The following is a 21,871-nucleotide window of genomic DNA, read 5'->3' as shown; positions in this document are numbered from 1 at the left end:
TGTGGGGGGCGGGGGGGGCCCCCCCCCCGCGGGGTGGTTGTTGGGGGGGCCCCCCGCCCGGCCGGGGGGGGGCGCGCGCCGCCCGCCCCCCCGGGGGGGGGGGGCGGGCGGGGGGGGGGCGGGCCCCTCGCCGGGTTGACGCGTGCTCAGCCGCGGTCAGTCGAGCAGCCCGAGGCGGCGGGCGGCCGCCTCCGGGTCGATCGGGACGATCTGCGGCTGCGGCGCGCCGGCCACCGCCCAGTCCGGGTCTTTGAGGCCGTTGCCGGTGACGGTGCAGACGATCCGCTGGCCGGGGTCGACCAGGCCGGCCTCGGCCTTGGCCAGCAGGCCGGCCACCGAGGCGGCGGAGGCGGGCTCCACGAAGACGCCCTCCTGCGCGGCCAACAGCCGGTAGGCGGCCAGGATCTGACGGTCGGTCACCTTGTCGATCAGGCCGCCGGAGTCGTCCCGGGCGGCCAGCGCGTAGTCCCAGGAGGCCGGGTTGCCGATCCGGATCGCGGTGGCGATGGTCTGCGGCTTGAGCACCGGCGCGCCGTCCACGATCGGGGCCGAGCCGGAGGCCTGGAAGCCCCACATCCGGGGGGTGCGGGTGGCCAGGCCGTCCGCCGCGTACTCGCGGTAGCCCTTCCAGTAGGCGGTGATGTTGCCCGCGTTGCCGACCGGCAGGACGTGGACGTCGGGGGCGTCGCCGAGCATGTCGACGATCTCGAAGGCGGCGGTCTTCTGACCCTCGATGCGCACCGGGTTGACCGAGTTGACCAGGGCCACCGGGTACTTCTCGGAGAGCTCGCGGGCCAGCGTCAGGCAGTCGTCGAAGTTGCCGTCGACCTGCAGGATCCTGGCGCCGTGCACCAGCGCCTGGCCCATCTTGCCGAGGGCGATCTTGCCCTGCGGGACGAGCACGGCGGAGACCATGCCGGCCCGCACCGCGTAGGCGGCGGCGGAGGCCGAGGTGTTGCCGGTGGACGCGCAGATGACGGCCTGGGCGCCGTCCTCCTTGGCCTTGGAGATGGCCATGGTCATCCCGCGGTCCTTGAAGGAGCCGGTCGGGTTGGCGCCCTCGACCTTGAGGTAGACGTCGCAGCCGGTGCGCTCGGAGAGCACCTGGGCGGGGACGAGCGGCGTGCCGCCCTCCAGCAGGGTCACCACGGGGGTGGAGTCGGAGACCGGGAGGCGGTCGCGGTACTCCTCGATGAGGCCGCGCCACTGGTGGGTGTGGCTGCCTCGGACGGTGCTTTCGGCAATGGCGTTCATGGCGGCTTTCCTATTCCCCTTCGACCCGCATGATGCTGGCCACGTCGCGCACGCTGTCCAGTGCGCGGAGCTTGTCGACCGTCGCCGACAGGGCGGCGTCGGTGGCGCGGTGGGTGACCACGACGAGCGCGGCGTCGCCGTCGCGGCCCTGCTGGCGCACGGTGTCGATGGAGACGCCGTGCTCGGCGAAGACCGAGGCGACCTGGGCGAGCACGCCCGCGCGGTCGTCCACGTCGAGGCTGACGTGGTAGCGGGTGACCACGTCGTCCATCGCCTTGGCGGGCAGCTGGGCGTAGACCGAGTCGCCAGGGCCGGTGGCGCCGTTCAGCTTGTTGCGGCAGACCGCGACCAGGTCACCGAGGACCGCGGAGGCGGTCGGGGCGCCGCCCGCGCCGGGGCCGTAGAACATCAGCCGGCCGGCCGCCTCGGCCTCCACGAAGACCGCGTTGTAGGCCTCCCGGACCGAGGCCAGCGGGTGGCTGAGCGGGATCATCGCCGGGTGCACCCGGGCGGTGACCGAGGCGCCGTCGGCGGCCCGCTCGCAGATCGCCAGCAGCTTGACCACGCAGCCCATCTGCTTGGCGGAGGCGATGTCGGCGGCGGTGACCTCGGTGATGCCCTCGCGGTAGACGTCCGCGGCGGTGACCTTGGTGTGGAAGGCGATCCCGGCCAGGATGGCGGCCTTGGCGGCGGCGTCGAAGCCCTCCACGTCGGCGGTCGGGTCGGCCTCGGCGTAGCCCAGCGCGGTGGCCTCCTCCAGCGCCTCGGAGTACCCGGCGCCGGTGGAGTCCATCTTGTCGAGGATGAAGTTGGTGGTGCCGTTGACGATGCCGAGCACCCGGTTCACCTTGTCGCCGGCCAGCGACTCGCGCAGCGGGCGCAGCAGCGGGATCGCCCCGGCGACGGCGGCCTCGTAGTAGAGGTCGACGCCGGCCTCGGCGGCCGCGGCGTGCAGCTCGGCACCGTCCTTGGCGAGCAGCGCCTTGTTGGCCGAGACGACCGAGGCGCCGCCCGCGAAGGCTTTCAGGATCAGCGACTTGGACGGCTCGATGCCGCCCACCACCTCGATCACCACGTCGATGTCGTCGCGGCCGACCAGGGCCTCGGCGTCGGTGGTGAGCAGGTGCTCGGGCACCCCGGGGCGGGGGCGCCCGGGCCGGCGGACCGCGATGCCGGCGAGCTCGACCGGGGCGCCGATGCGCGCGGCGAGGTCGTCGGCCGTCGTCGTCATGATGCGCGCCACCTCGGAGCCCACCACACCACAGCCCAGCAACGCCACCTTCAGCGGGCGCGTACGCATCATCCGACTCCGCTCTGCATTCTTCGGTCCCCGCCGGGGTGCTCCGTCGCCCCCGGGGGCTTGTCTGTCCCCACCAGTCTCCGGGACTTTCCGCACGGATCTACGGCTGGTCCACGTTCTGAGACGAAAATTTCGTCAGCCGATATCGAGCCGCAGGAGATCCTCCTCCGTCTCCCGGCGGACGATCACCCGGGCGGCGCCGTCGGCGACGGCCAGCACGGGGGGCTTGAGGGCGTGGTTGTAGTTGCTCGCCATCGAGCGGCAGTAGGCGCCGGTCGCGGGCACCGCGATCAGGTCGCCGGGGGCCAGGTCGGCGGGCAGGAAGGCGTCCTTCACCACGATGTCGCCGGACTCGCAGTGCTTGCCGACCACCCGGGCCAGCATCGGCCCGGCCGTGCTGGTGCGGGAGACCAGCGCCACCGAGTACTCGGCGTCGTACAGCGCGGTGCGGATGTTGTCGGACATCCCGCCGTCCACGCTGACGTAGGTGCGCAGGCCCTCCAGCGCCTTGACGGTGCCGACCTCGTACAGCGTGAACGCGGTCGGGCCGACGATCGCCCGGCCGGGCTCGACCGAGATCCGCGGCGGCGTCAACTCGGCGGCGGCGCACTCGCGTCGGACGATGTCGGTGAGCGAGGCGGCGATCTCGGCGGGCTCGCGCGGGTCGTCCTCGGCGGTGTAGGCGATGCCCAGGCCGCCGCCCAGGTCGATCTCCGGCAGCTCGACGCCGTGCTCGTCGCGGACCTCGGCGAGCAGGCCGACCACCCGGCGGGCGGCCACCTCGAAGCCGGCGAAGTCGAAGATCTGCGAGCCGATGTGCGAGTGGATGCCGCGCAGCTCCAGCGCCGGCCGGGCCAGCACCCGGCGGACCGCCTCGGCGGCCAGGCCGCCGGAGAGCGAGAGGCCGAACTTCTGGTCCTCGTGCGCGGTGGCGATGAACTCGTGGGTGTGCGCCTCGACGCCGACGGTGATCCGGATCAGCACCGGCTGCCGGACGCCCTGCGCCCCGGCGATCTCGGCCAGCCGGTCGATCTCCTGGAAGGAGTCCACCACGATGTGGCCGACGCCGGCCTTCACGGCCTGCTCCAGCTCCTGCACCGACTTGTTGTTGCCGTGCAGCGCGATCCGCTCCCCCGGCATGCCGGCCGCCAGCGCCACGTGCAGCTCGCCGGAGGAGCAGACGTCGACGTTCAGGCCCTCCTCGTGCAGCCAGCGCACCACGGCCTTGGACAGGAACGCCTTGCCCGCGTAGTAGACGTCGGCGTCGGCGCCGAAGGCCTCCCGCCAGGCCCGGGCCCGGGCCCGGAAGTCGGCCTCGTCCATGACGTACGCGGGGGTGCCGAACTCGGCCGCCAGGGTGCGCACGTCGACGCCGCCGACGGTGACGACGCCGTCGGCGCCCCGGTCGACGGTGCGCGACCAGACCTTGGGGTCGAGGGCGTTCAGGTCGGCCGGCGGGGCCTGGTAGTGGCCCTCGGGCAGCACGTCGCCGTGACGGGGACCAGCGGGGTGGGCGGAGCGACTCATTGTCTGGAACTTTCACCTATGGCAAGGGGCGGCCACCGGTCGCCGTCGACCGGTCGCCGCCCCCTGCTGTGCCGCGCTTCGGGGGTGGTGCTGCTTACATCCGCTCGGGCGCCGAGACGCCCAGCAGGCGGAGGCCATTGGCCAGCGTCGTTCGCGTGGCGTCGGCCAGCCAGAGGCGGGCGTGCGTGAGGTCGGTGACCTCCTCGTCGCCCTTCGGCAGGATCTGGCAGTTGTCGTAGAACCGGTGGTAGGCGCGGGCCAGCTCCTCCAGGTACGTGGCCACGTGGTGCGGCTCGCGCAGTTCGCCGGCCTTGGCCAGCACCCGCGGGAACTCGCCGAGCTGGCCGAGCAGGTCGTTCTCCCACTCGGAGCTCAGCAGCTCCGGTTTGAAGTCCGCGCTGCGGACGATGCCCTTCTCCACGGCGTTGCGCTGGACCGCGCTCATCCGGGCGTGCGCGTACTGCACGTAGTAGACCGGGTTCTCCCGGGACGTGCTGGTCACCAGGTCGATGTCGATGGTGATGGTGGAGTCGGTGGACTGCCGCACCAGCATGTAGCGGGCGGCGTCCACGCCGATCCAGTCGATCACGTCGTCGATCGTGATGATGTTGCCCGCGCGCTTGGAGAGCCGGACCTCCTTGCCGTCGCGCAGCATCTTCACGAACTGGCCGATCATCACCTCGATGTTGCGGTCCATGTCGTCGCCGGCGCAGGCCGCGATGGCCTTCAGGCGGTTGACGTAGCCGTGGTGGTCGGCGCCGAGCATGTAGACCGAGACCTCCGCGCCCCGGTCCCGCTTGCTCAGGTAGTAGGCGGCGTCGGCGGCGAAGTAGGTGGTCTCGCCGTCGGCCTTGATCAGGACGCGGTCCTTGTCGTCGCCGAAGTCGGTGGTGCGCAGCCAGATCGCGCCGTCCCGGTCGAAGACGTGGCCCTGCTCGCGCAGCCGCTCGATGGCCTTCTCGACGGCGCCGGAGTCGTGCAGGGTCCGCTCGGAGAACCAGGTGTCGAAGTGCACCCCGAACTCGGCCATCGAGCGCTGGATCTCGGCGACCATCAGCTTGAGGCCCTCGGTGCGGAACGCCTGGAGCTGCTCGTCCTCGGGCAGGTCGAGCACGCCGGGCAGGCCGTCGGTGACGGCCTTGGCGATGTCGGTGATGTACTCGCCGACGTAGCCGTCCTCGGGGACGGGCTGCCCGTTGGCGGCGGCCTTGAGCGACTTGGCGAACTTGGTGATCTGCACGCCGGCGTCGTTCAGGTAGTACTCGGTCGCCACCTCGGCGCCGGTCGCCTTCAGCACCCGGGCCAGCGAGTCGCCGACGGCGGCCCAGCGGACGCCGCCGATGTGGATCGGGCCGGTCGGGTTCGCCGAGACGAACTCCAGGTTGATCCTCAGGCCCTTGAGCGCCTCGTTGCGGCCGTACGCCTCGCCCGCCTCGACGATGGTGCGCGCCAGTTCGCCCTGGGTGGCGGCGTCCAGCGTGATGTTCAGGAAGCCGGGGCCGGCGATGTCGACCCTCGCGACGCCGGTGATCCCGCGCAGGCGCCCGGCCAGGACCTCCGCGACGGCTCGCGGCGGCTTGCCGGCCGGCTTCGCGAGCTGGAGGGCCACGTTGGTGGCGTAGTCGCCGTGGTCCCTGTTCTTGGGCCGCTCGACCGTGACGTGCTCGGGCACGTCGACGGTCAGCTCGCCGGCCTGGGCGGCGGCGAGGACGGCGGCCTGGACTGCCTGGGAGAGTTCTGCGGGTGTCACGGTGCCCAGCCTAGGCGAGAGGGGGGACCGGGCCGCCACTCGGTTTGTCCGCCGTGCCCCGCGTGGCGCCGCCGGGCGTGCTTCGTCTCGTCGGACGTCGCCGCTGGCGGGCACTTCTCACGGCCGCGGCTCGTCCGGCCGGACGAGTTCCTGCGGCTGTTCGCCCAGGGCTGAATCGCGGGGCGTCCGCGCGACCGGCTGCGCCTGGCCCCCGAAGTCGTACGCGAAGGGCCGCCCGGTCGGCCCCGCCGCCGCCCCCGCCCGCAGCCGGCGCACCAGCGCGACCAGCTCCGCCGGGTCGAAGGGCTTGGCCAGGTAGCCGTCCACCCCCACCGACTGCCCGCGTTCCAGGTCGGCGGGCGTGCAGGCGCTCACGATCGCGATCGGCAGGTGCGCGGTGTCCCGCGAGGCGCGCAGCCGGGCCGCCGTCCGCAGGCCGTCCAGCCGGGGCATCACCACGTCCAGGGTGACCACGTCCGGCGCGACCCGGCGGACCACCTCCAGGCACTCGGCACCGTCGGCGGCGGTCACCACCTCGAAGCCCTCCAGCTCCAGGTTGACCCTGATCAGTTGGCGGATCACCTCGCTGTCGTCCACCACGAGGACCCGCCCCGACGCCGCCGCCACACTTGCCGAGGGTAGCCGCGCCGCGCCTCCCGCGTCCGGCCTTTCGGCGAGTTGTCGGACCGCCCGCCGGCCCGCGGCCGGCCGACGACGGGCCGGCGACCGGCCCGGTGGAAACCCGTGCACGGAGCACGCAGTTTCCCTGGTAGTGTTTTCCCCGTCAGGCCGGGCAGCGCCGCTAGGTCAGCCCAGGCCCCCGTAGCTCAGGGGATAGAGCACCGCCCTCCGGAGGCGGGTGCGTAGGTTCGAATCCTACCGGGGGCACTTCGCGCGAAGTGCGTGTGACAGAGGCTCAGATCCAGACGGATCTGGGCCTTTTCGCTTCTCCGCCCCGGGCCCGCTCAGCCCGCCCGGGCGAGCAGTTCGGCGATGGTGTGGTCGAAGGCGGCGCTGTAGGAGGTGTCGTCGGTGTCGCCGCCCTGCTGGTAGCCGCCGATGACGCCGACGACCTGGCCGGTGGCGGTGTCGACGAAGGGGCCGCCGCTGGTGCCGCCGGGGAAGGCGGGGCAGTCGATGCGGCGCTGGTAGGTGTCCTGGCGGCTGGTGGTGTTGGTGCAGCGGACCGGGAGTTCGGCCTTGGCGGGGTAGCCGTGGAGGCGCACGGTGGCGGTCCACGAGGCGTCGGTGCCCAGCGGGTTGCCGCCGACGACGTCCTCGACCTGGCGGCCGCCGGCGGGGGCGACGGCGAGGATCGCGAAGTCCTCGTCGGGGTCGCCGTTCGCCCGCCAGCCGTCCGCCGTGTAGACCTCGGTGACCTGCCAACTGCCGTACGGGGCCCGGCCGTCGCGGTAGCCGGGGGCGAAGCTGACGCCGTTCGCGCTGGAGAGGCAGTGCGCGGCGGTGAGGATCAGGTTGCGGCCGGGGCTGTCGATGACGCTGGCGGTGCAGAAGTGGTGGCCGGCCGCGGTGGGGCCGGAGAAGAGGACGCCGACCCGGCGGGACTCGGCGTCGTCGGGGGCGGTGGTGGTGACGCCGAGCGGGGTGTCGGGGGGCGCGGTGGGCGGCGCCAGCAGGGTGGGGCCCGGTTCGGGGGCGCTCAGCAGGGCGGCCTCGGGGGCGCCGGGGGTCGGCGAGGGAGTGGACGCGGGGGTGGGAGTGGGCGCGGGGGTGGGCGGGACGGCGGGGACGGCGAGCGCGACGCTGTCCGAGCTGGGCCGCCTCGCGTCCTCCAGGTGGACGGTGAACAGGCCGGCGGCCGCGGTGACGCCGACGACGCCGACGGCGAGGACGGAGGTGAGCGCGGTCGGCCGCAGGGTGCGTCGTCCGTCCGGCCTGCTGTGTGGTCCCATCCGCTGCCCCGCTCCCACCGGTCCTGTCATGGCGGTGCCCGTCTTCCCCGCCCGGCTCCCAATATCCGCCGCCGGGCTGGGAAAGCCGTCATCACCGGCTGGGAGACGGGTGAGATTTCCGGCGGCGTGCAGCAGCGTCCCACGGTCGGGGACGGACGGCGGGGTCCGACACCCGGGTGCGGACCGGTGGGGTCAGACCGAGGCGCGGGTCTCCGCGGAGGCGTCCTCGCCGCGGGCCTCGCCGGGGGCGGGGCGGTGGTCGATCATCAGGAAGGCGATCACGGCGGCGGCCAGCAGGATGGCCATCGCGACGGCGGTGGCGACGGCGTAGCCGTGCACCGCGCCCTCGGCCCGGACCAGCGGGTCGGTGGGGTTGCGGGCGGCCAGGTAGGTGGCGGTGACGCTGGCGGCGACGGTGTTGAGCAGCGCGGTGCCGATCGAACCGCCGACCTGCTGGGCGCTGTTGATGATGGCGGAGGCGGCGCCGGTCTCCTGCGGGGCGACGCCGAGGGTGGCCAGGCTCATGGTGGGCATGAAGACCAGGCCCATGCCGAGGCCGAGCAGCAGTTCGGCGGGCAGCACCATGGTGGCGTAGGGGCTGTCGACCCGGAGCTGGGTCAGCCAGGCCATGCCGCCGGCGCCGAGCAGCAGGCCGGGGACGACCAGGTTGCGGGTGGGGACGCGGGTCATCAGCCGGGAGGCGAGGCCGGCCGCGCTGGCCACGATGGCGGCGGTCATCGGCAGGAAGGAGACGCCGGCCTTGATCGGCGAGTAGCCCTTGATCACCTGCAGGTAGTAGGTGAGGAAGAGGAACAGGCCGAACATGCCGATCACGGCGAGACCGACGGCGAGCGCGCCGCCGGCCCGGTTGCGGTCGCCGATCAGGTGCATCGGCAGCAGGGCGTGCTCGGTGCGCCGTTCGACCAGGGCGAAGACGGCGAGCAGGGCGACGCCGCCGCACAGCGCGGTCAGCACCAGCCAGTCGCCCCAGCCGCGGGAGACCGCCTCGGAGGTGCCGTACACGAGGGCGAGCAGCCCGCCGCAGCCGAGCACCGCGCCGGGCAGGTCGAGCCGGATCCGGCGGGAGCGGTCGACGTGGTCGCGCACCAGCAGGGAGGACGCGGCGACGGCGGTGCCGACCGCGATCGGCACGTTGACGTACAGGCACCAGCGCCAGGACAGGTACTCGGTGAGCAGGCCGCCGGTGATCAGGCCGATCGCGGCGCCGCCGCCGGCCAGCGCGCCGAAGACGCCGAAGGCGGTGGCGCGTTCGCGCGGGTCGCGGAAGGTGACGGAGAGCAGCGCGAGCGCGGACGGGGCGAGCAGCGCGCCGAAGGCGCCCTGCAGGGCGCGGGCGGCGAACAGCATGCCGCCGGTGGTGGCGAAGCCGCCGAGGCCGGAGGCGAGGGCGAAGCCGAGCAGGCCGGTCAGGAAGGTCCGCTTGCGGCCGAACAGGTCGCCGATCCGGCCGCCGAGCAGCAGCAGGCCGCCGAAGGCCAGCGTGTAGGCGGTGATCACCCACTGCCGGTTCGCGTCGGAGATGCCGAGCGCCTGCTGCGCGGACGGGAGGGCGATGTTCACGATCGTCGCGTCGAGGACGATCATCAGCTGGGCGATGGCGATGACCGCCAGGGCCCACCAGCGGCGCGGGTCCGCCGCGGGGGTGTCGGGGGCGTGCCGGGAGGTCACCGTGGGGCCGCCTTCCGCCGATCGGGAGTGGGCTGGACGCGTACGGCGCTCTCTCCAGGGAAGCCCTCGAACGGGGTCGCGGCAAGGCGTTCTGTCCGGTTGTGTCAGCATTCGGGACGGCGGGTCCCCGGGTGCCCGGCCGCATCGGCCACCCGGGGGAGGTCCGTCAGAGCGCGCCGAGCTCGGTGACCAGGTCGTCCAGGCCGAGCGAACCCTGGGAGAGCGCCGCCATGTGCCAGGCCTTGGCGTCGAACGCGGCGCCGCGCGCCTCGGCCGCCGCCCGGGCCGCGTCCCGGCCGCGCAGCCAGGCCCGCTCGCCGAGCTTGTAGCCGATCGCCTGGCCGGGCAGGCCGAGGTAGCGCACCAGCTCGCTGTCCAGGAAGTCGCTGGACAGGCCGCAGTACGAGCCGAAGAAGGCGCGGGCCGGTTCGGGCGTCATCGGCTCGCCGGGGGCGAACGGCGAGTCGGCCGGGAAGTCCAGTTCGGCGTGCATGCCGATGTCGACGATCACCCGCAGCGCCCGCATCATCTGGGCGTTCAGGTAGCCGAGGCGGTGGCCCGGGTCGGTGAGGTAGCCGAGCTCGTCCATCAGGCGCTCGGCGTACAGCGCCCAGCCCTCCATGTTGGCGCTGACCCCGCCCAGGGTGACCTGGTAGGTGGAGAGCCGGTCGGCGACGTACGTCCACTGCGCGAGCTGCAGGTGGTGGCCGGGGACGCCCTCGTGGTACCAGGTGGAGACCAGGTCCCACTCGGGGAACGACTCGCGGCCCAGGGTGGGCAGCCAGGTCCGGCCGGGGCGGGAGAAGTCCAGCGAGGGCTGGGTGTAGTAGGGGGCGGCGGCGCTGCCGGGCGGGGCGATCCGCGACTCGACCCTGAGCAGCGGCTCGGCCAGGTCGAAGTGGGTGCCCTGGAGGTCGTCGATCGCCCGGTCCATCAGGCCCTGCAGGTACTCCTGCACGGCCTGCTCGCCGCGGACCGCCGGGCCGTCGGTCTCCAGCCACTTCATCGCCTGCATCGGGGTGTGGCCCGGACGGACCCTCTCCGCCTCGGCGCGCATCTGCGCGTCCAGCTCGTGGAACTGCTCCCAGGCCCAGCGGTAGGCCTCGTCCAGGTCGAGCTCGGCGCCCGTCCAGTAGCGCACCCAGCGGGTGTAGCGCTCGCGGCCGACCGCGTCGGGGGTGCCCTTGGCGGCCGGGCCGTAGACGTCGCGCAGCCAGTCGCGCAGCTCGGCGAGGGAGGCGGTGGCCTCGACCGCGGTGGCGGTCAGCGGCTCGCGCAGGTGCGCGGGGGCGGCGGCGACCAGTTCGCCGAACCAGCCGCCGGGGGTGTCGCCGTCGATCCACTCGCCGAACTGGCCGACCACGGTCTCCACCTGGCGCGGCGCCGAGAACAGCTCGCGCCGGACGCCCTCCTCCAGGCTCTGCCGGTACTGGGCCATCGCCTGCGGGAAGCGGGCCAGCCGGCGGCCCAGGCGCTGCCAGTCCTCGTCGGTGTCGGTGGGCAGCAGGGTGAACATCTCGCGGGTGTTGTGCACCGGGGAGCCGAGGTTCCGGACGCTGCGGAGGTTCTCGCCCGCGTCGTGCACGGCGAGTTCGGCGGTCAGCCGCTCGCGCAGCAGCCGGGCGCAGCGGCGCTCGGCCTCGTCCTCGACCGGGCCGGCCGCCTCCAGCGCGTCGAGCGCCGCCAGGGTGCGGCGGGCGAGTTCGGCGGTGGCTTCGATGCCGGCCGCGGACAGGTCGGGGAGCCGGTCGTCCTCGGGGTTGAGGCCGAGGTAGACCGCGGTCAGCGGGTCGGCGTCGGCGAGCGCCTGGACGTAGGAGTCGGCGAGGCGGCGCGGGGTGGGGCCGCTCGGGTGAGGGACGTTCAGTTCATGAGCCATCCGGCCATCCTGTCGTAGCCGCAGGCGAATTCAACCCCTGTCGGGTATCGGCGTCGTCACCCCCGGACAGGGGTCAGCCGGCGGAGGCTGCGCCACGGGTCCCAGGCCGGCCGGCCGCGGGTGATCGGGCGGAACGCCAGGCCGATCAGCACCGAGCAGAAGTGCCCCAGATCGGTGAAGGTGTGCGAGAGCAGCAGCGGTACCAGGTAGAACGCGACCAGTCCGCACCCGTACACCCAGCGCCACGCCCCGGCCAGCGCGTACGTCAGGACGCCCTCCACCCCGGCCAGCGCGTACGACACGCCGACGTCCACCGTGGTCGACATGTTCGGCGGCAGCACCTGGTGGTGGACGCCCCAGGCGACCACGCCCTCGCTGACGAAGGTCGCCAGCACGTGCGCGGTCAGCGCGACGGTCAGCCAGCGGCGGGTGCCGAGCCAGCGCTCGGCCGGCACGTGGAAGAGGTGGAAGACGACGAAGTAGAAGAGGAAGTTCGACTGCTCGGTCCAGATCAGGCTGGCCAGCAGGGCGTGCACCGGGCGCGAGGAGAGCTGGTCGAGGTTGGTGGAGCGCTTCTGCAGGAAGTAGTCCAGCGCCGCCGGGTCCATCCGCGCCACCACGAAGCTGGTGAGCGCCAGCAGCAGCAGCCACACGTACGTCCCCGGGGACTTCCCGACCCACCGCCGCACCGCCCGCACCCACCGCACCGGCCGCTCCTCGCCGCGACGTGACCCGAGACCTGCCCACAGTCTGCCGCCGCCCCGGACCCGCCCGGCGGGGACCCGCCGGTGACGGCCGTGCGGAAGAAGTGCGGCGGCCCGCCCGAGGTCTACCCTGGCACGCATGGCAGCGACCCCCTCCCCCGTCGAGGAGCCCGTCGACGACCCCACCGCCGCGCAGCGCCCCCGCCGCGCCGCCTACCGGCGCCTGCCCGTCCAGCAGCGGCGCGAGCAGCTGATCGCCGTCGCCCTGGAGCTCTTCGCCTCCCGGCCGCCCGAGGAGGTCTCGCTCGACGACGTCGCCGAGGCCGCGGGGGCCTCCCGGCCGCTCGTCTACCGCTACTTCGCCGGCGGCAAGCAGCAGCTGTACGAGGCGGCGCTGCGCAGCGCCGCCTCCGCGCTCACCACCCGCTTCACCGTCGAACCCACCGACGGCACCCCCACCCAGCAGCTCGGCGCCGTGCTGCACCGCTACTTCGACTTCGTCGGCGAGCACGCCGCCGGGTACGGCGCGCTGCTGCGCGGCGGCTCGGTCGTCGAGACCGCCCGCACCTCGGCGATCGTCGACGACGTGCGGCGCGCGGCGCTCCGGCGCACCCTGCGCTACCTGGGCGTGCGGGAGGCCGGGCCGCGGCTGACCCTGCTGGTGCGCTCCTGGATCTCGGTGGTCGAGGCCTCCGCGATCAGCTGGCTGGACGAGGGGCGGCAGATCCCGGCCGACTCGCTCTGCGCCTGGCTGGTCGACCAGTTCGTGGTGATGGCGGCGGCCACCGCCGTCCGCGACGCCCAGACCGCGGAGGTGCTGCACGGCTGGCTCCGGCTGGAGACCCCCGAGAGCCCGGCGGGCGTGCTGATCGCGCGGCTGCGGGACATGGGGCTCTGAGGGCGGGGCGGAGGACCGGGGGCCCGTGGAACGGCGGGTCCCCGGCGGGGCCTTCGGCCGTTCCTACGCCTGGCCGAGGGTGGTCTCCTGGCGGCCGAGGCGGGTGACTTCGAGGGCGACCTCGTCGCCGGCCCGCAGGAACGGGGTGCCGGGGCGGCCGAGGGTGACGCCGGCGGGGGTGCCGGTGATGACGACGTCGCCGGGGTCGAGGCGCATGAAGTGGGTGAGGTAGCGGACGGTCTCGTGCACCGGGAAGATCATCTCGGCGGTGCTGCCGTCCTGCCGGAGTTCGCCGTTGACCCACAGGCGCAGGTCGAGGGCCTGCGGGTCGCCGACCTCGTCGGGGGTGACCAGCCAGGGGCCGAGCGGGGTGAAGGTCTCGGCGGACTTGCCCTTGTCCCACTGGCCGCCCCGGTCGAACTGGAAGGCGCGCTCGGTGACGTCGTTGGCGGCCGCGTAGCCGGCGATGATCGCGGCGGCGTCGGCCGGGGTGTCCAGGTAGCGGCCGGTGCGGCCGATGACGACGGCGAGTTCGACCTCGTAGTCGGTCTTCTCGCCGCCGCGCGGGACGAGCACCTGGTCGTGCGGGCCGACCAGGGTGTTGGTGGGCTTGAGGAAGACCACCGGCTCGGCCGGGATCGCGGCGCCGGCCTCGGCCGCGTGGTCGCGGTAGTTGAGGCCGATGCCGACGATCTTGCCGGGGCGGGCGACCGGCGGGCCGACGCGTTCGCCGGTGAGGTCGGTGACGGGGAGCGCGGCGAGGTCGAGCGCCGCCGGGTCGAGGGTGGCGAGGAAGGCGCCGTCCAGGTCGGGGGTGAGCGGGCGCAGGTCGCGGGCGGTGCCGTCGGGTGCGAGTACGACCGGTCGTTCTGCGCCCGCAGGGCCCACGCGGAGGAGCTTCACTGCACGTCACCACCTGTTCGTCGGGGGCGGGTCGTCCCCGCCCCGGTGCATCGAGGTATATCAGGGGCGCTCACCTGCGGAACAGCGGTGCCGCTTCGGCCAATTCCTCCCAATCGGAGGCGGGACGGCGGGAGCCGAATCATCGACCCGCACCCTTGACACCGCGCTCCCCCGGCACACCGCGCTCCCCCGGCCGGTCAGGTCTCGCGCTGCGGGCGGTACGCGGACTCCTCGACGCCGAACGTCCAGGCGACGCCGGCCCGGGCGGTGCGGGTGCCGGGCGGGACGCGCAGGTAGTAGGTGCGGTGGGTGCCGTCCGGCTCGGGGGTGGAGTTGACCACCTCGACCATCACCACCGGCTCGTCGTCCGGGAGTTGGATCCGCCACAGGACGCCGGTCTCGTCCCGGTGCAGCGGTTCGGCGCCGGACTCGGCGAGGTAGCGGTCGTAGCCGAAGTGCTCCAGCATGACCCGGCGCAGCTCGGCGTTCTCCTCGGCCCGGATCCGCTCGGGGGTGAGGCCGGTCAGCTGCTCCGGGAAGTCCGCGGGGACGGGCATGCCGCGCCAGGCGTGCAGCGCGAAGCCGTCGGCGTAGGCGAGGGCGGGGCCGTCGGCGCGGTCGAGCCGGCCGGCCTCGTCGCGGTGCAGGGCGGTGGGGCGTTCGCTGAGCAGCACGGTGCGCTCGTACGGCCACCACCAGCCGGTCTGGCGGGCGACGCCGGCCAGCGCGGCGAGGGCGGCGTCGCCGGTGCCGGCGGTGTCGAAGGCGGCGAGCCAGGCGGCGTCGTGCTGGCCGGCCACCGCGTCCAGCAGGAGCAGCCGGACCCGGCCGCGCTGTTCGGCGGCGACCGCCCGGACCGCCCGGTTCTCGGGCTTGCGGGCCTCGTGCCAGTCGGTGATCTGCTCGGGCTCGGGGGCGAAGTGGTCGAGCAGCGCGGTGCGGACCCGCTCGGCAGGCAGCGTGGTGGTGGCGGCGAGTTCGGCGCCGGTGGTGGCCCAGAGCGCGGCCCAGCCGGCCGGGCCGTGCGCGGCGAGGGCGCCGGTGCGGGCCCGCTCCCAGGCGGCGGTGCGTACCTGCTCGCGCACGCTCGCCCCGAACTCGGCGCGCCGCTCCAGGAGTTCGGCGACGGCGGCGCGCGGCGAGGGGTGCCAGCGGAACTCGACCGGCTCGGCGAGCCCGGCGGCCCGGTAGGCGTCCTTGACGGCCTGCTCGGCGGTGGCCCGGTCGGCGGGCCCGGTGGCGGCGGCGACCGCCCGCCAGTGGGCCACCGCGAGGTCGGCGGGACGGCCGGTCAGCTGGCTGCTCATCAGTTCTCCGGGTGCTGGGTCTGGTACGGGCGGCGGGGGACGGCGGGGCTCAGTCGGCGACCATGCGGACGGCGCCGGGTGTGTACTCGCGCTGCCGGACCACCCGGAACCAGCCGGCCGGCAGCGCGATCGCCGCGTGCTCCTCGTGCACGACCCGGCCGCCCTCCGGCAGGTGCAGCCAGGAGAACGAGAACGGGCCGCCCTCGCGGACGAGTTCGCCCGGGCCGAGCACCGCGTGGGCGTGCCCGGTCACCTCGCCGAGGGCCAGCACCAGCCGGCCCCGGCCGTCCCGCGGCTGGCGCGCCATCGACGCGACGGCGGCCGGGACGGCCCCCGGCTCGACCGGAACGATCAGTACGTCACCCTGGCGGTACACGGGGCCTCCCGCGGTCCGGTCCGGCCCGCTGCCGAACGCCGTGCCCCGCAAACTAGGCCGTGCCACCGACAACCGGACGCCCGTCGCCTCCTTCGTGCGGGTGAACGTCACGGGCGCCTGGTAGACAGGTCTCCGGCCCGTCCCGGGCGTCACCGAAGCACCGCAGCGGCACCACGACCCCTCCAGCGAGGAGCAGCGCATGGCCATCAACGAGCACGCCAAGGAGTTCCACGGCCTCCCGGTCACCGACTTCCGCACCGCCCGGGAGAAGGGTGACCTCCCGCCCGCGGGCGGCACCGCCTGGCGGGTCGGCCTGGACTGGGACGACGAGGAGGACTTCGCCACGCTCTGGGGGAAGTTCCTGGACGCCGTCGACCCGGCCGGGGTCAGTGCGCTGGTGCTGGGCCGCTGGTTCGCGGAGGAGCCGGAGTCGCTCTCCGAGGCGCTGCCGCTGGTCGTGGCGGCGGCCGACCGGCTGCCCGCGCTGCGCGCGCTGTTCCTCGCCGACGTGACGTACGAGGAGTGCGAGATCTCCTGGATCCAGATGTGCGACATCACGCCGGTGTTCGAGGCCTTCCCGCTGCTGGAGGAGCTGGTGGTGCGCGGCTCCAGCGAGGACTACGAGGACACCGAGCGGCTCGCCCTGACGCCGCTGCGGCACGAGCACCTGAAGGCGCTGCGGTTCGAGTCCGGCGGCCTGCCCGCCTCGGTCGTCCGGGCGGTCGGCGCCTGCGACTTCCCCGCGCTGGAGAAGCTGGAGCTGTGGCTGGGCGTCGACAACTACGGCGGCGACTGGACGATGGAGGACCTCGCGCCGTTCCTGTCCGGCGCCCGGCTGCCCGCGCTGACGCACCTGGGCCTGCAGGACTCGGTGTTCCAGGACCGGATCGCCGAACTGGTCGCCCAGGCACCGGTGGTGCCCCGGCTGACCGGCCTGTCGCTGTCCATGGGCGCGTTCACCGACGAGGGCGCGGCGGCGCTGCTGGAGGGCCAGCCGCTCACCCACCTGAAGACCCTGGACCTGCACCACCACTACCTCACCCCCGGCATGCAGCAGCGCCTGCGCGACGCGCTGCCCGGCGTCGAGCTCGACCTGTCCGGCGCCGAGGACCCGGGCGACAACTGGCGCTACGTCGCCATCTCCGAGTAGCCGGGAGGCACCGTCGTGACCGCGCACCAGCTGGTCGTCCTGGGCTGCCCGGGGCACCGCCGGGTCACCCTGTTCGCCGCCGCGGCCCGCGCCGCCGGGCTGCCGGAACCCGCCGTGCTGCCCTGGTCGGCCGTGCTGCGCGGGCGGTACGAGCTGCCGCCCGGCGCGGTGGTCCGGATCGACTCGCCCGGCGAGGACCCGGAGGCCGACCTGCTGCTGCGCGGCCCCGCGCTCGGCCCGGGCTACGCCCCGACCCGGGTCGAGGGCGGCCCCGCCTGGTACGCGGGCGTCACCTCGGCGCTGCGCGCGCTGGCCGCCCGGCCCGGGGTGCGGCTGCTCGGCGACCCGGACGAGATCGCCACCATGTTCGACAAGCGGCGCACGCACGCCCTGCTGGCCGCCGCCGGGGTGCCGGTGCCGCCCGCGCTGCCCGGCGGCCCGCCGGCCGACTACGCCGAGCTGCGGGAGCGGCTGGCGGCCGCCGGGATGCGCCGGGTGTTCCTGAAGCCGGTGCACGGCTCCTCCGCGTCCGGCGTGGTGGCGCTGGAGTACGGGCCGGGCGGCCGGGTCCAGGCCACCACCTCGGTCGAGGTCGCCCCGGACGGGCTGCACAACTCGCTCGCCGTCCGCCGCTACCGCACCGAGGCGGAGGTCGCCGGGCTCGTCGACCGCCTCGCCCCCGAGGGCCTGCACGTCGAACGCTGGGTCCCGAAGTCCGACCAGGGCGGCCGCCCCGCCGACCTGCGGGTCCTGGTCGTCGGCGGCCGCGCCACCCACGCGGTGGTCCGCACCAGCCGCCACCCCATGACCAACCTCCACCTCGGCGGCCGCCGGGGCGAGACCGCCCTCGCCCGCGCCGCGGCCGGCGACCACTGGCCCGCGCTGCTCGCCACCGCCGAAGCCGCCGCCCGCCGCTTCCCCCGCTCCCCCATGGTCGGCGTCGACCTCCTCCCGCACTCCCACTGGCGCCGCACCCTGGTCGCCGAGGTCAACGCCTTCGGCGACCTCCTCCCCCGCCTCCCCGGCCTCCCCGACGGCCCCGCCCCGGGACTCGACACCTACGCCGCCCAGCTCGCCTCCCCGGCCTACGCGGGGGGACGGACCGGCGGCCCGGAACCGCGACGGCCGTCCCGTGCCGCTCCCGGCCGGGACGGCACCCTGAACACCCGCTCCACGGAGGCACCCGCGTGATCCCCGACATGAACCGGATCGTCGGTTCGCACGACCTCCTGCTGGTCACCCTCGACACCCTCCGCTTCGACGTCGCCGCCGAGCTCCTCGCCGCCGGCCGCCTCCCGAACCTGGCGGGGGTCCTGCCGCCCACCGGCTGGGAGCGGCGGCACGCGCCGGGCAGTTTCACGTACGCCGCGCACCAGGCGATCCTGGCCGGGTTCCTGCCCACGCCCGCGTCGCCGGACGGTCCGCACCCGCGGCTGTTCGCGGCGCGCTTCGCCGGCTCGGAGTCGACCGAGCCGCGCACCTGGGTGTTCGACGCGCCGGACCTGCCGACGGCCCTCGCCGGGGCGGGGTACCGGACGGTCTGCATCGGCGGGGTGGGGTTCTTCAACAAGCGGGGGCCGCTCGGCTCGGTGCTGCCGAACCTGTTCCAGGAGAGCCACTGGGCACCGGAGCTGGGCGTTCCGTCGCCGACCTCCTTCGAGTCGCAGGTGGCCGTCGCGGAGCGGGTCGCGGCCGAACAGCCCGGCGACCGGCCGCTGTTCCTGTTCGTGAACGTCTCGGCGCTGCACCAGCCGAACTGGTTCCACCTGCCGGGCGCGACCCGCGCGGACGGGGACAGCCGGGCGACCCACGCCGCCGCGCTGGAGTACGTGGACGCGCACGTGGGGAGGCTGTTCGCGGCGATGAGCGCCCGGCGCCCGTGCTTCGCGATCGTCTGCTCGGACCACGGCACCGCGTACGGCGAGGACGGGTACACCGGCCACCGGATCGGTCACGAGGTGGTCTGGACCGTCCCGTACGCGCACTTCACCCTCCCCGCCACGCCGCAGGAGCCCCGATGAGCACCGCCACCACCGTCGAGTCCCCGTACCAGAGCTACGTCTACGCGTACCCGCACAAGACGGCGTACCGCCCGCTGCCGGAGCGGCCGCAGCTCGCGGAGCTGTGGCGGGGCGAGAAGCAGGACGCGCTCTCGCTCTACCTGCACGTGCCGTTCTGCGAGGTGCGGTGCGGGTTCTGCAACCTGTTCACCCGGATCGGCAGCCCGGAGGGGCTGACCACGGCGTACCTGGACGCGCTGGAGCGGCAGGCGGCGCAGGTGCGCGAGGCGCTGGCGCCGGACGCCCGGTTCGCGCTGGCGGCGTTCGGCGGCGGGACGCCGACCTACCTGTCCGCGGCCGAGCTGGAGCGGCTGTGCGACATCGCCGAGGCGCGGATGGGCGCGGACCTGCGGGCGGTCCCGCTCTCGGTGGAGGCCTCGCCGGACACCGCGACGGCGGACCGGCTGCGGGTGCTGGCCGAGCGCGGGACGACCCGGCTGAGCCTGGGCGTGCAGTCGTTCCTGGACGGGGAGGCCCGGGCGGCGGTGCGCCCGCAGAAGCGGGCGGCGGTGGAGGCGGCGCTGGAGCGGGTGCGGGCGGCCGGCTTCCCGGTGCTGAACATCGACCTGATCTACGGCATCGACGGCCAGACCCCCGCCAGCTGGGTCGCGTCCCTCGACGCGGCGCTGCGCTGGCAGCCGGAGGAGCTGTACCTGTACCCGCTGTACGTCCGCCCGCTGACCGGCCTGGGCCGGCACGCCGGGGCCGGGGCGGACCCCGCGTGGGACGCCCGGCGGCTGGCGCTGTACCGGGCGGGCCGGGACCACCTGCTGGCCGAGGGGTACGAGCAGGTGTCGATGCGGATGTTCCGCCGGGCGGGCGCGGCGCGCGCGAGCGCGGGCGAGTACGCCTGCCAGACCGACGGCATGGTGGGCCTGGGCTGCGGGGCGCGCTCGTACACCTCGCGGCTGCACTACTCCTTCGACTACGCGGTGGACGCCCGCGAGGTGCGCCGGATCATCGACGACTACGTGGCCGCGCCGGACTTCTCCCGGGCCGAGCTGGGCTGGGTGATGACGGACGAGGAGACCCGCCGCCGCCACCTGGTGCAGTCGCTGCTGCAGGGCGAGGGCGTCGACCTGGCGGCCTACCGGGAGCGCTTCGGCGGCGCCCCGGAGCTGGACTTCCCGGCCGAGCTGGCCGAGTTCGCCGCCCGCGGCTGGCTGTCCGGGGCCGAGGAGGGCCGGCTGCGGCTCGGCCCGGAGGGCCTGGCCTGGTCGGACGCGGTGGGCCCGAGGCTGTTCTCGGCGGCGGTGCGCGCCGCCATGGCGGAGTACGAGGCCAAGTGAGCGAGCACCTGACCCTCCTCTACCGGGGCCCGCTGTCCTCCTGCGACTACGACTGCCCGTACTGCCCGTTCGCCAAGCGGCGCGACACCCCGGAGCTGCTGCGCGCCGACCGGGCGGCGCTGGAGCGGTTCACGGCCTGGGCGGCGGCCTACCGGCACGGCCGGCTGTCGGTGCTGTTCACGCCGTGGGGCGAGGGGCTGGTGCGCAGCTGGTACCGGCGGGCGATGGTGGAGCTGAGCCGGCTGCCGCACCTGGATCGGGTGGCGATCCAGACCAACGCGAGCGGCCGCACCGGCTGGCTGGCGGAGGCCGACCCGGCGAAGCTGGCGCTCTGGGTGACGTACCACCCGGGGCAGGTGAGCGAGGAGCGCTTCCTCGCCAGGTGCGCCGAACTGACCGCGCTGGGCGTGCGGTTCAGCGTCGGCGTGGTCGGCCTGCCGGAGCAGCTGGCGGCGGCCCGCCGGCTGCGCGCGGCGCTGCCGCCGACGGTCTACCTGTGGGTGAACGCGGCCGACGGGCACGTGTACGGGGACGCCGAGGCGGCCGAGTGGACGGAGCTGGACCCGCTGTTCGGCTACAGCCGCCACCCGCACCGCAGCGCGGGGCTGCCGTGCCGGACCGGCGAGAGCGTGGTCTCGGTGGACGGGGAGGGCACGGTGCGCCGCTGCCACTTCGTCCGGCCGCCGCTGGGCAACCTGTACGACGACTCGTACCGGGAGCAACTTCGGCCGCGCGCCTGCCCGTTGGGGTCGTGCGACTGCCACATCGGGTACGTCCACCTGGAGTCGCTGCCGCTGTACGACGTGTTCGCGGGCGGCGTGCTGGAGCGCATCCCGCACGGGTGGTGAGGGATGCGCTCCGACGGGTCGCCCCGGTGGGTCAGTTGGCGGTCTTGGGCAGGCCGGGCGGGTTGATCTCGGAGGTCTGCACGGCCTCGTTGTCCAGGCCCCAGCGCTTCAGCACCTCGGCGTAGGAGCCGTTCTTGATGATCTCGTTGACCGCCGCGTTGTACGCCTTGACCAGGCCGTTGTCCTTCTTGGTGGTGACGGCGATCTTGCCGAGGACGGTGTCGCCGGCGCCGGAGTAGGTGCCGATCACCTCGGTCTCGCCGGTCTGCGCGGCGTGGAAGGCGGCGGCCGGGTTGGGGCCGAGCCAGGCTTCGATCCGGCCGGAGCCGAGGGCGAGGTAGTAGTCGGAGGAGTTCTGGTAGTACTTCACGTCGACCGGCTTGAGGCCGTTCTTGACGTCCTGCGCGCTCCAGTCGAGCAGCAGCTTCTCCTGGTTGGTGCCGGAGGAGACGCCGATGGTGTGGCCGGCGACGTCGGCCGGGCCCTTGACCTTCCAGCTGCCGCCCTTCTTGGCCTCGAAGCCGAGGATGTCGAGCCGGTAGGTGGCGAAGTCGTACTTCTCCTTGCGGGCCTCGGTGACGGTGACGTTGGTGATGCCGGCGTCGTACTTGCCGCTGTCCAGGCCGACGAAGACGTTCTCCCAGGAGACCGGGTCGATCTCGACCTTGAGGCCGAGCACCTCGCCGATCAGGTAGGCGATGTCGGGCTCGGTGCCGATCACCGTCTTGTCGTCGGTGGCGTAGAAGCCGAGCGGCGGGACGGTGCCGACGCTGGCCGCCACCCGGAGGGTGCCTCTTCGGCGGACCTCGTCCGGGACGAGTGCCGCGATCGCGTCGACTTTCGGGGTGTGGGACCGGTTCTGGTCGGGCGACAGGTTGATCTTGGCACCGTTGGGCGCGGTGCCCTCCTTCTTGGCGCCGAGGTCGGCGGAGGCGCCGCCGGAGGAGCCGCAGGAGGAGAGGAGCAGGGCGGCGGCGAGCGCGGCGGCGGCCGGTACGAAGGTGCGGCGGATCACGGACATGCG

Annotated in this window: 19 protein-coding genes and 1 tRNA gene; 7 read left to right on the top strand and 13 right to left on the bottom strand. The window is 74.3% G+C overall.

What is annotated here, in order from left to right; all coding sequences use genetic code 11:
- Positions 1-156: 156 nt before the first annotated feature.
- The 5 genes from thrC to ACZ3J7_RS36875 all read right to left on the bottom strand — a co-directional run bounded on the left by thrC (position 157) and on the right by ACZ3J7_RS36875 (position 6,458).
- Positions 157-1,254 carry a threonine synthase gene (gene thrC, locus ACZ3J7_RS36895; RefSeq protein ID WP_465627632.1) on the bottom strand — a complete coding sequence of 366 codons (1,098 nt, stop codon included), beginning with the start codon at positions 1,252-1,254 and terminating at the stop codon, positions 157-159.
- Positions 1,255-1,264: 10 nt separating this feature from the next.
- On the bottom strand, positions 1,265-2,557 hold the full coding sequence (locus ACZ3J7_RS36890; RefSeq protein WP_465627631.1) for a homoserine dehydrogenase: 1,293 nt from the start codon (positions 2,555-2,557) through the stop codon (positions 1,265-1,267).
- A 132-nt stretch (positions 2,558-2,689) separates the two neighbouring features.
- Complete coding sequence (gene lysA, locus ACZ3J7_RS36885) at positions 2,690-4,081, bottom strand: diaminopimelate decarboxylase (protein WP_465627630.1); 1,392 nt, start codon at positions 4,079-4,081, stop codon at positions 2,690-2,692.
- Between the two features lie 94 nt (positions 4,082-4,175).
- Positions 4,176-5,831 (bottom strand): arginine--tRNA ligase, encoded by a 1,656-nt coding sequence (gene argS / locus ACZ3J7_RS36880; protein ID WP_465627629.1) that lies wholly within the window; start codon positions 5,829-5,831, stop codon positions 4,176-4,178.
- Positions 5,832-5,948: 117 nt separating this feature from the next.
- A complete protein-coding gene (locus ACZ3J7_RS36875) occupies positions 5,949-6,458 on the bottom strand; it encodes a response regulator (protein WP_465627628.1) in 510 nt (169 codons plus the stop codon).
- Between the two features lie 189 nt (positions 6,459-6,647).
- Here ACZ3J7_RS36875 and ACZ3J7_RS36870 point away from each other — a divergent pair.
- Positions 6,648-6,719 (top strand) — tRNA-Arg (locus ACZ3J7_RS36870).
- Between the two features lie 77 nt (positions 6,720-6,796).
- On the opposite strand, the gene ACZ3J7_RS36865 is transcribed toward ACZ3J7_RS36870, so the two are convergent.
- The 4 genes from ACZ3J7_RS36865 to ACZ3J7_RS36850 form a co-directional block, all read right to left on the bottom strand.
- Entirely contained in the window at positions 6,797-7,744 is a 948-nt protein-coding gene (locus ACZ3J7_RS36865; protein ID WP_465627627.1) for a trypsin-like serine peptidase, read from the bottom strand.
- A gap of 192 nt (positions 7,745-7,936) precedes the next feature.
- A complete protein-coding gene (locus ACZ3J7_RS36860) occupies positions 7,937-9,433 on the bottom strand; it encodes an MFS transporter (protein WP_465627626.1) in 1,497 nt (498 codons plus the stop codon).
- Positions 9,434-9,599: 166 nt separating this feature from the next.
- Positions 9,600-11,312 (bottom strand): DUF885 domain-containing protein, encoded by a 1,713-nt coding sequence (locus ACZ3J7_RS36855; RefSeq protein WP_465627625.1) that lies wholly within the window; start codon positions 11,310-11,312, stop codon positions 9,600-9,602.
- 56 nt (positions 11,313-11,368) lie between these two features.
- Positions 11,369-12,019, bottom strand: coding sequence for a rhomboid-like protein (locus tag ACZ3J7_RS36850; RefSeq protein WP_465627624.1), 651 nt, complete (start codon positions 12,017-12,019; stop codon positions 11,369-11,371).
- A gap of 136 nt (positions 12,020-12,155) precedes the next feature.
- Here ACZ3J7_RS36850 and ACZ3J7_RS36845 point away from each other — a divergent pair, with 136 nt between their 5' ends.
- Positions 12,156-12,914, top strand: a complete 759-nt coding sequence (locus ACZ3J7_RS36845) for a TetR/AcrR family transcriptional regulator (protein ID WP_465627623.1) — start codon at positions 12,156-12,158, stop codon at positions 12,912-12,914.
- 63 nt (positions 12,915-12,977) lie between these two features.
- On the opposite strand, the gene ACZ3J7_RS36840 is transcribed toward ACZ3J7_RS36845, so the two are convergent.
- The 3 genes from ACZ3J7_RS36840 to ACZ3J7_RS36830 all read right to left on the bottom strand — a co-directional run bounded on the left by ACZ3J7_RS36840 (position 12,978) and on the right by ACZ3J7_RS36830 (position 15,500).
- Positions 12,978-13,817: a fumarylacetoacetate hydrolase family protein gene (locus ACZ3J7_RS36840; protein ID WP_465627622.1), complete on the bottom strand. Its 840-nt coding sequence runs from the start codon at positions 13,815-13,817 to the stop codon at positions 12,978-12,980.
- Between the two features lie 197 nt (positions 13,818-14,014).
- Positions 14,015-15,124: a DUF6745 domain-containing protein gene (locus ACZ3J7_RS36835; protein ID WP_465627621.1), complete on the bottom strand. Its 1,110-nt coding sequence runs from the start codon at positions 15,122-15,124 to the stop codon at positions 14,015-14,017.
- Positions 15,125-15,173: 49 nt separating this feature from the next.
- Positions 15,174-15,500 (bottom strand): hypothetical protein, encoded by a 327-nt coding sequence (locus tag ACZ3J7_RS36830; RefSeq protein ID WP_465627620.1) that lies wholly within the window; start codon positions 15,498-15,500, stop codon positions 15,174-15,176.
- A gap of 199 nt (positions 15,501-15,699) precedes the next feature.
- Between ACZ3J7_RS36830 and ACZ3J7_RS36825 the strand changes: the two genes are divergently transcribed.
- From ACZ3J7_RS36825 to ACZ3J7_RS36805, 5 genes are read left to right on the top strand one after another with little or no spacing between them, the layout of a single operon-like run.
- Positions 15,700-16,650: an STM4015 family protein gene (locus ACZ3J7_RS36825; RefSeq protein WP_465627619.1), complete on the top strand. Its 951-nt coding sequence runs from the start codon at positions 15,700-15,702 to the stop codon at positions 16,648-16,650.
- Between the two features lie 15 nt (positions 16,651-16,665).
- On the top strand, positions 16,666-17,841 hold the full coding sequence (locus tag ACZ3J7_RS36820) for an STM4014 family protein (RefSeq protein ID WP_465627618.1): 1,176 nt from the start codon (positions 16,666-16,668) through the stop codon (positions 17,839-17,841).
- 8 nt (positions 17,842-17,849) lie between these two features.
- Positions 17,850-18,671, top strand: a complete 822-nt coding sequence (locus ACZ3J7_RS36815; RefSeq protein WP_465627634.1) for an STM4013/SEN3800 family hydrolase — start codon at positions 17,850-17,852, stop codon at positions 18,669-18,671.
- Positions 18,668-19,999 carry an STM4012 family radical SAM protein gene (locus ACZ3J7_RS36810; RefSeq protein ID WP_465627617.1) on the top strand — a complete coding sequence of 444 codons (1,332 nt, stop codon included), beginning with the start codon at positions 18,668-18,670 and terminating at the stop codon, positions 19,997-19,999. The genes ACZ3J7_RS36815 and ACZ3J7_RS36810 overlap by 4 nt, the downstream gene beginning before the upstream one ends.
- Entirely contained in the window at positions 19,996-20,847 is an 852-nt protein-coding gene (locus ACZ3J7_RS36805; protein ID WP_465627616.1) for an STM4011 family radical SAM protein, read from the top strand. The genes ACZ3J7_RS36810 and ACZ3J7_RS36805 overlap by 4 nt, the downstream gene beginning before the upstream one ends.
- Before the next feature lie 31 nt (positions 20,848-20,878).
- On the opposite strand, the gene ACZ3J7_RS36800 is transcribed toward ACZ3J7_RS36805, so the two are convergent.
- Positions 20,879-21,868: an ABC transporter substrate-binding protein gene (locus ACZ3J7_RS36800; RefSeq protein ID WP_465627615.1), complete on the bottom strand. Its 990-nt coding sequence runs from the start codon at positions 21,866-21,868 to the stop codon at positions 20,879-20,881.
- Positions 21,869-21,871 lie beyond the last annotated feature (3 nt).

Source organism: Kitasatospora sp. NPDC015121, assembly GCF_055562955.1.
This window is presented reverse-complemented; position numbering and strand designations above follow the sequence as displayed.

Excerpts from the sequence above, each read along its gene's own strand:
- ACZ3J7_RS36890 (WP_465627631.1), bottom strand. The coding sequence starts at position 2,557 with ATGATGCGTACGCGCCCGCTGAAGGTGGCGTTGCTGGGCTGTGGTGTG.
- ACZ3J7_RS36815 (WP_465627634.1), top strand. The coding sequence starts at position 17,850 with ATGAACCGGATCGTCGGTTCGCACGACCTCCTGCTGGTCACCCTCGAC.
- thrC (WP_465627632.1), bottom strand. The coding sequence starts at position 1,254 with ATGAACGCCATTGCCGAAAGCACCGTCCGAGGCAGCCACACCCACCAG.
- ACZ3J7_RS36835 (WP_465627621.1), bottom strand. The coding sequence starts at position 15,124 with ATGAGCAGCCAGCTGACCGGCCGTCCCGCCGACCTCGCGGTGGCCCAC.
- lysA (WP_465627630.1), bottom strand. The coding sequence starts at position 4,081 with ATGAGTCGCTCCGCCCACCCCGCTGGTCCCCGTCACGGCGACGTGCTG.
- ACZ3J7_RS36855 (WP_465627625.1), bottom strand. The coding sequence starts at position 11,312 with ATGGCTCATGAACTGAACGTCCCTCACCCGAGCGGCCCCACCCCGCGC.
- ACZ3J7_RS36845 (WP_465627623.1), top strand. The coding sequence starts at position 12,156 with ATGGCAGCGACCCCCTCCCCCGTCGAGGAGCCCGTCGACGACCCCACC.
- ACZ3J7_RS36810 (WP_465627617.1), top strand. The coding sequence starts at position 18,668 with ATGAGCACCGCCACCACCGTCGAGTCCCCGTACCAGAGCTACGTCTAC.
- ACZ3J7_RS36865 (WP_465627627.1), bottom strand. The coding sequence starts at position 7,744 with ATGGGACCACACAGCAGGCCGGACGGACGACGCACCCTGCGGCCGACC.
- ACZ3J7_RS36825 (WP_465627619.1), top strand. The coding sequence starts at position 15,700 with ATGGCCATCAACGAGCACGCCAAGGAGTTCCACGGCCTCCCGGTCACC.
- ACZ3J7_RS36800 (WP_465627615.1), bottom strand. The coding sequence starts at position 21,868 with ATGTCCGTGATCCGCCGCACCTTCGTACCGGCCGCCGCCGCGCTCGCC.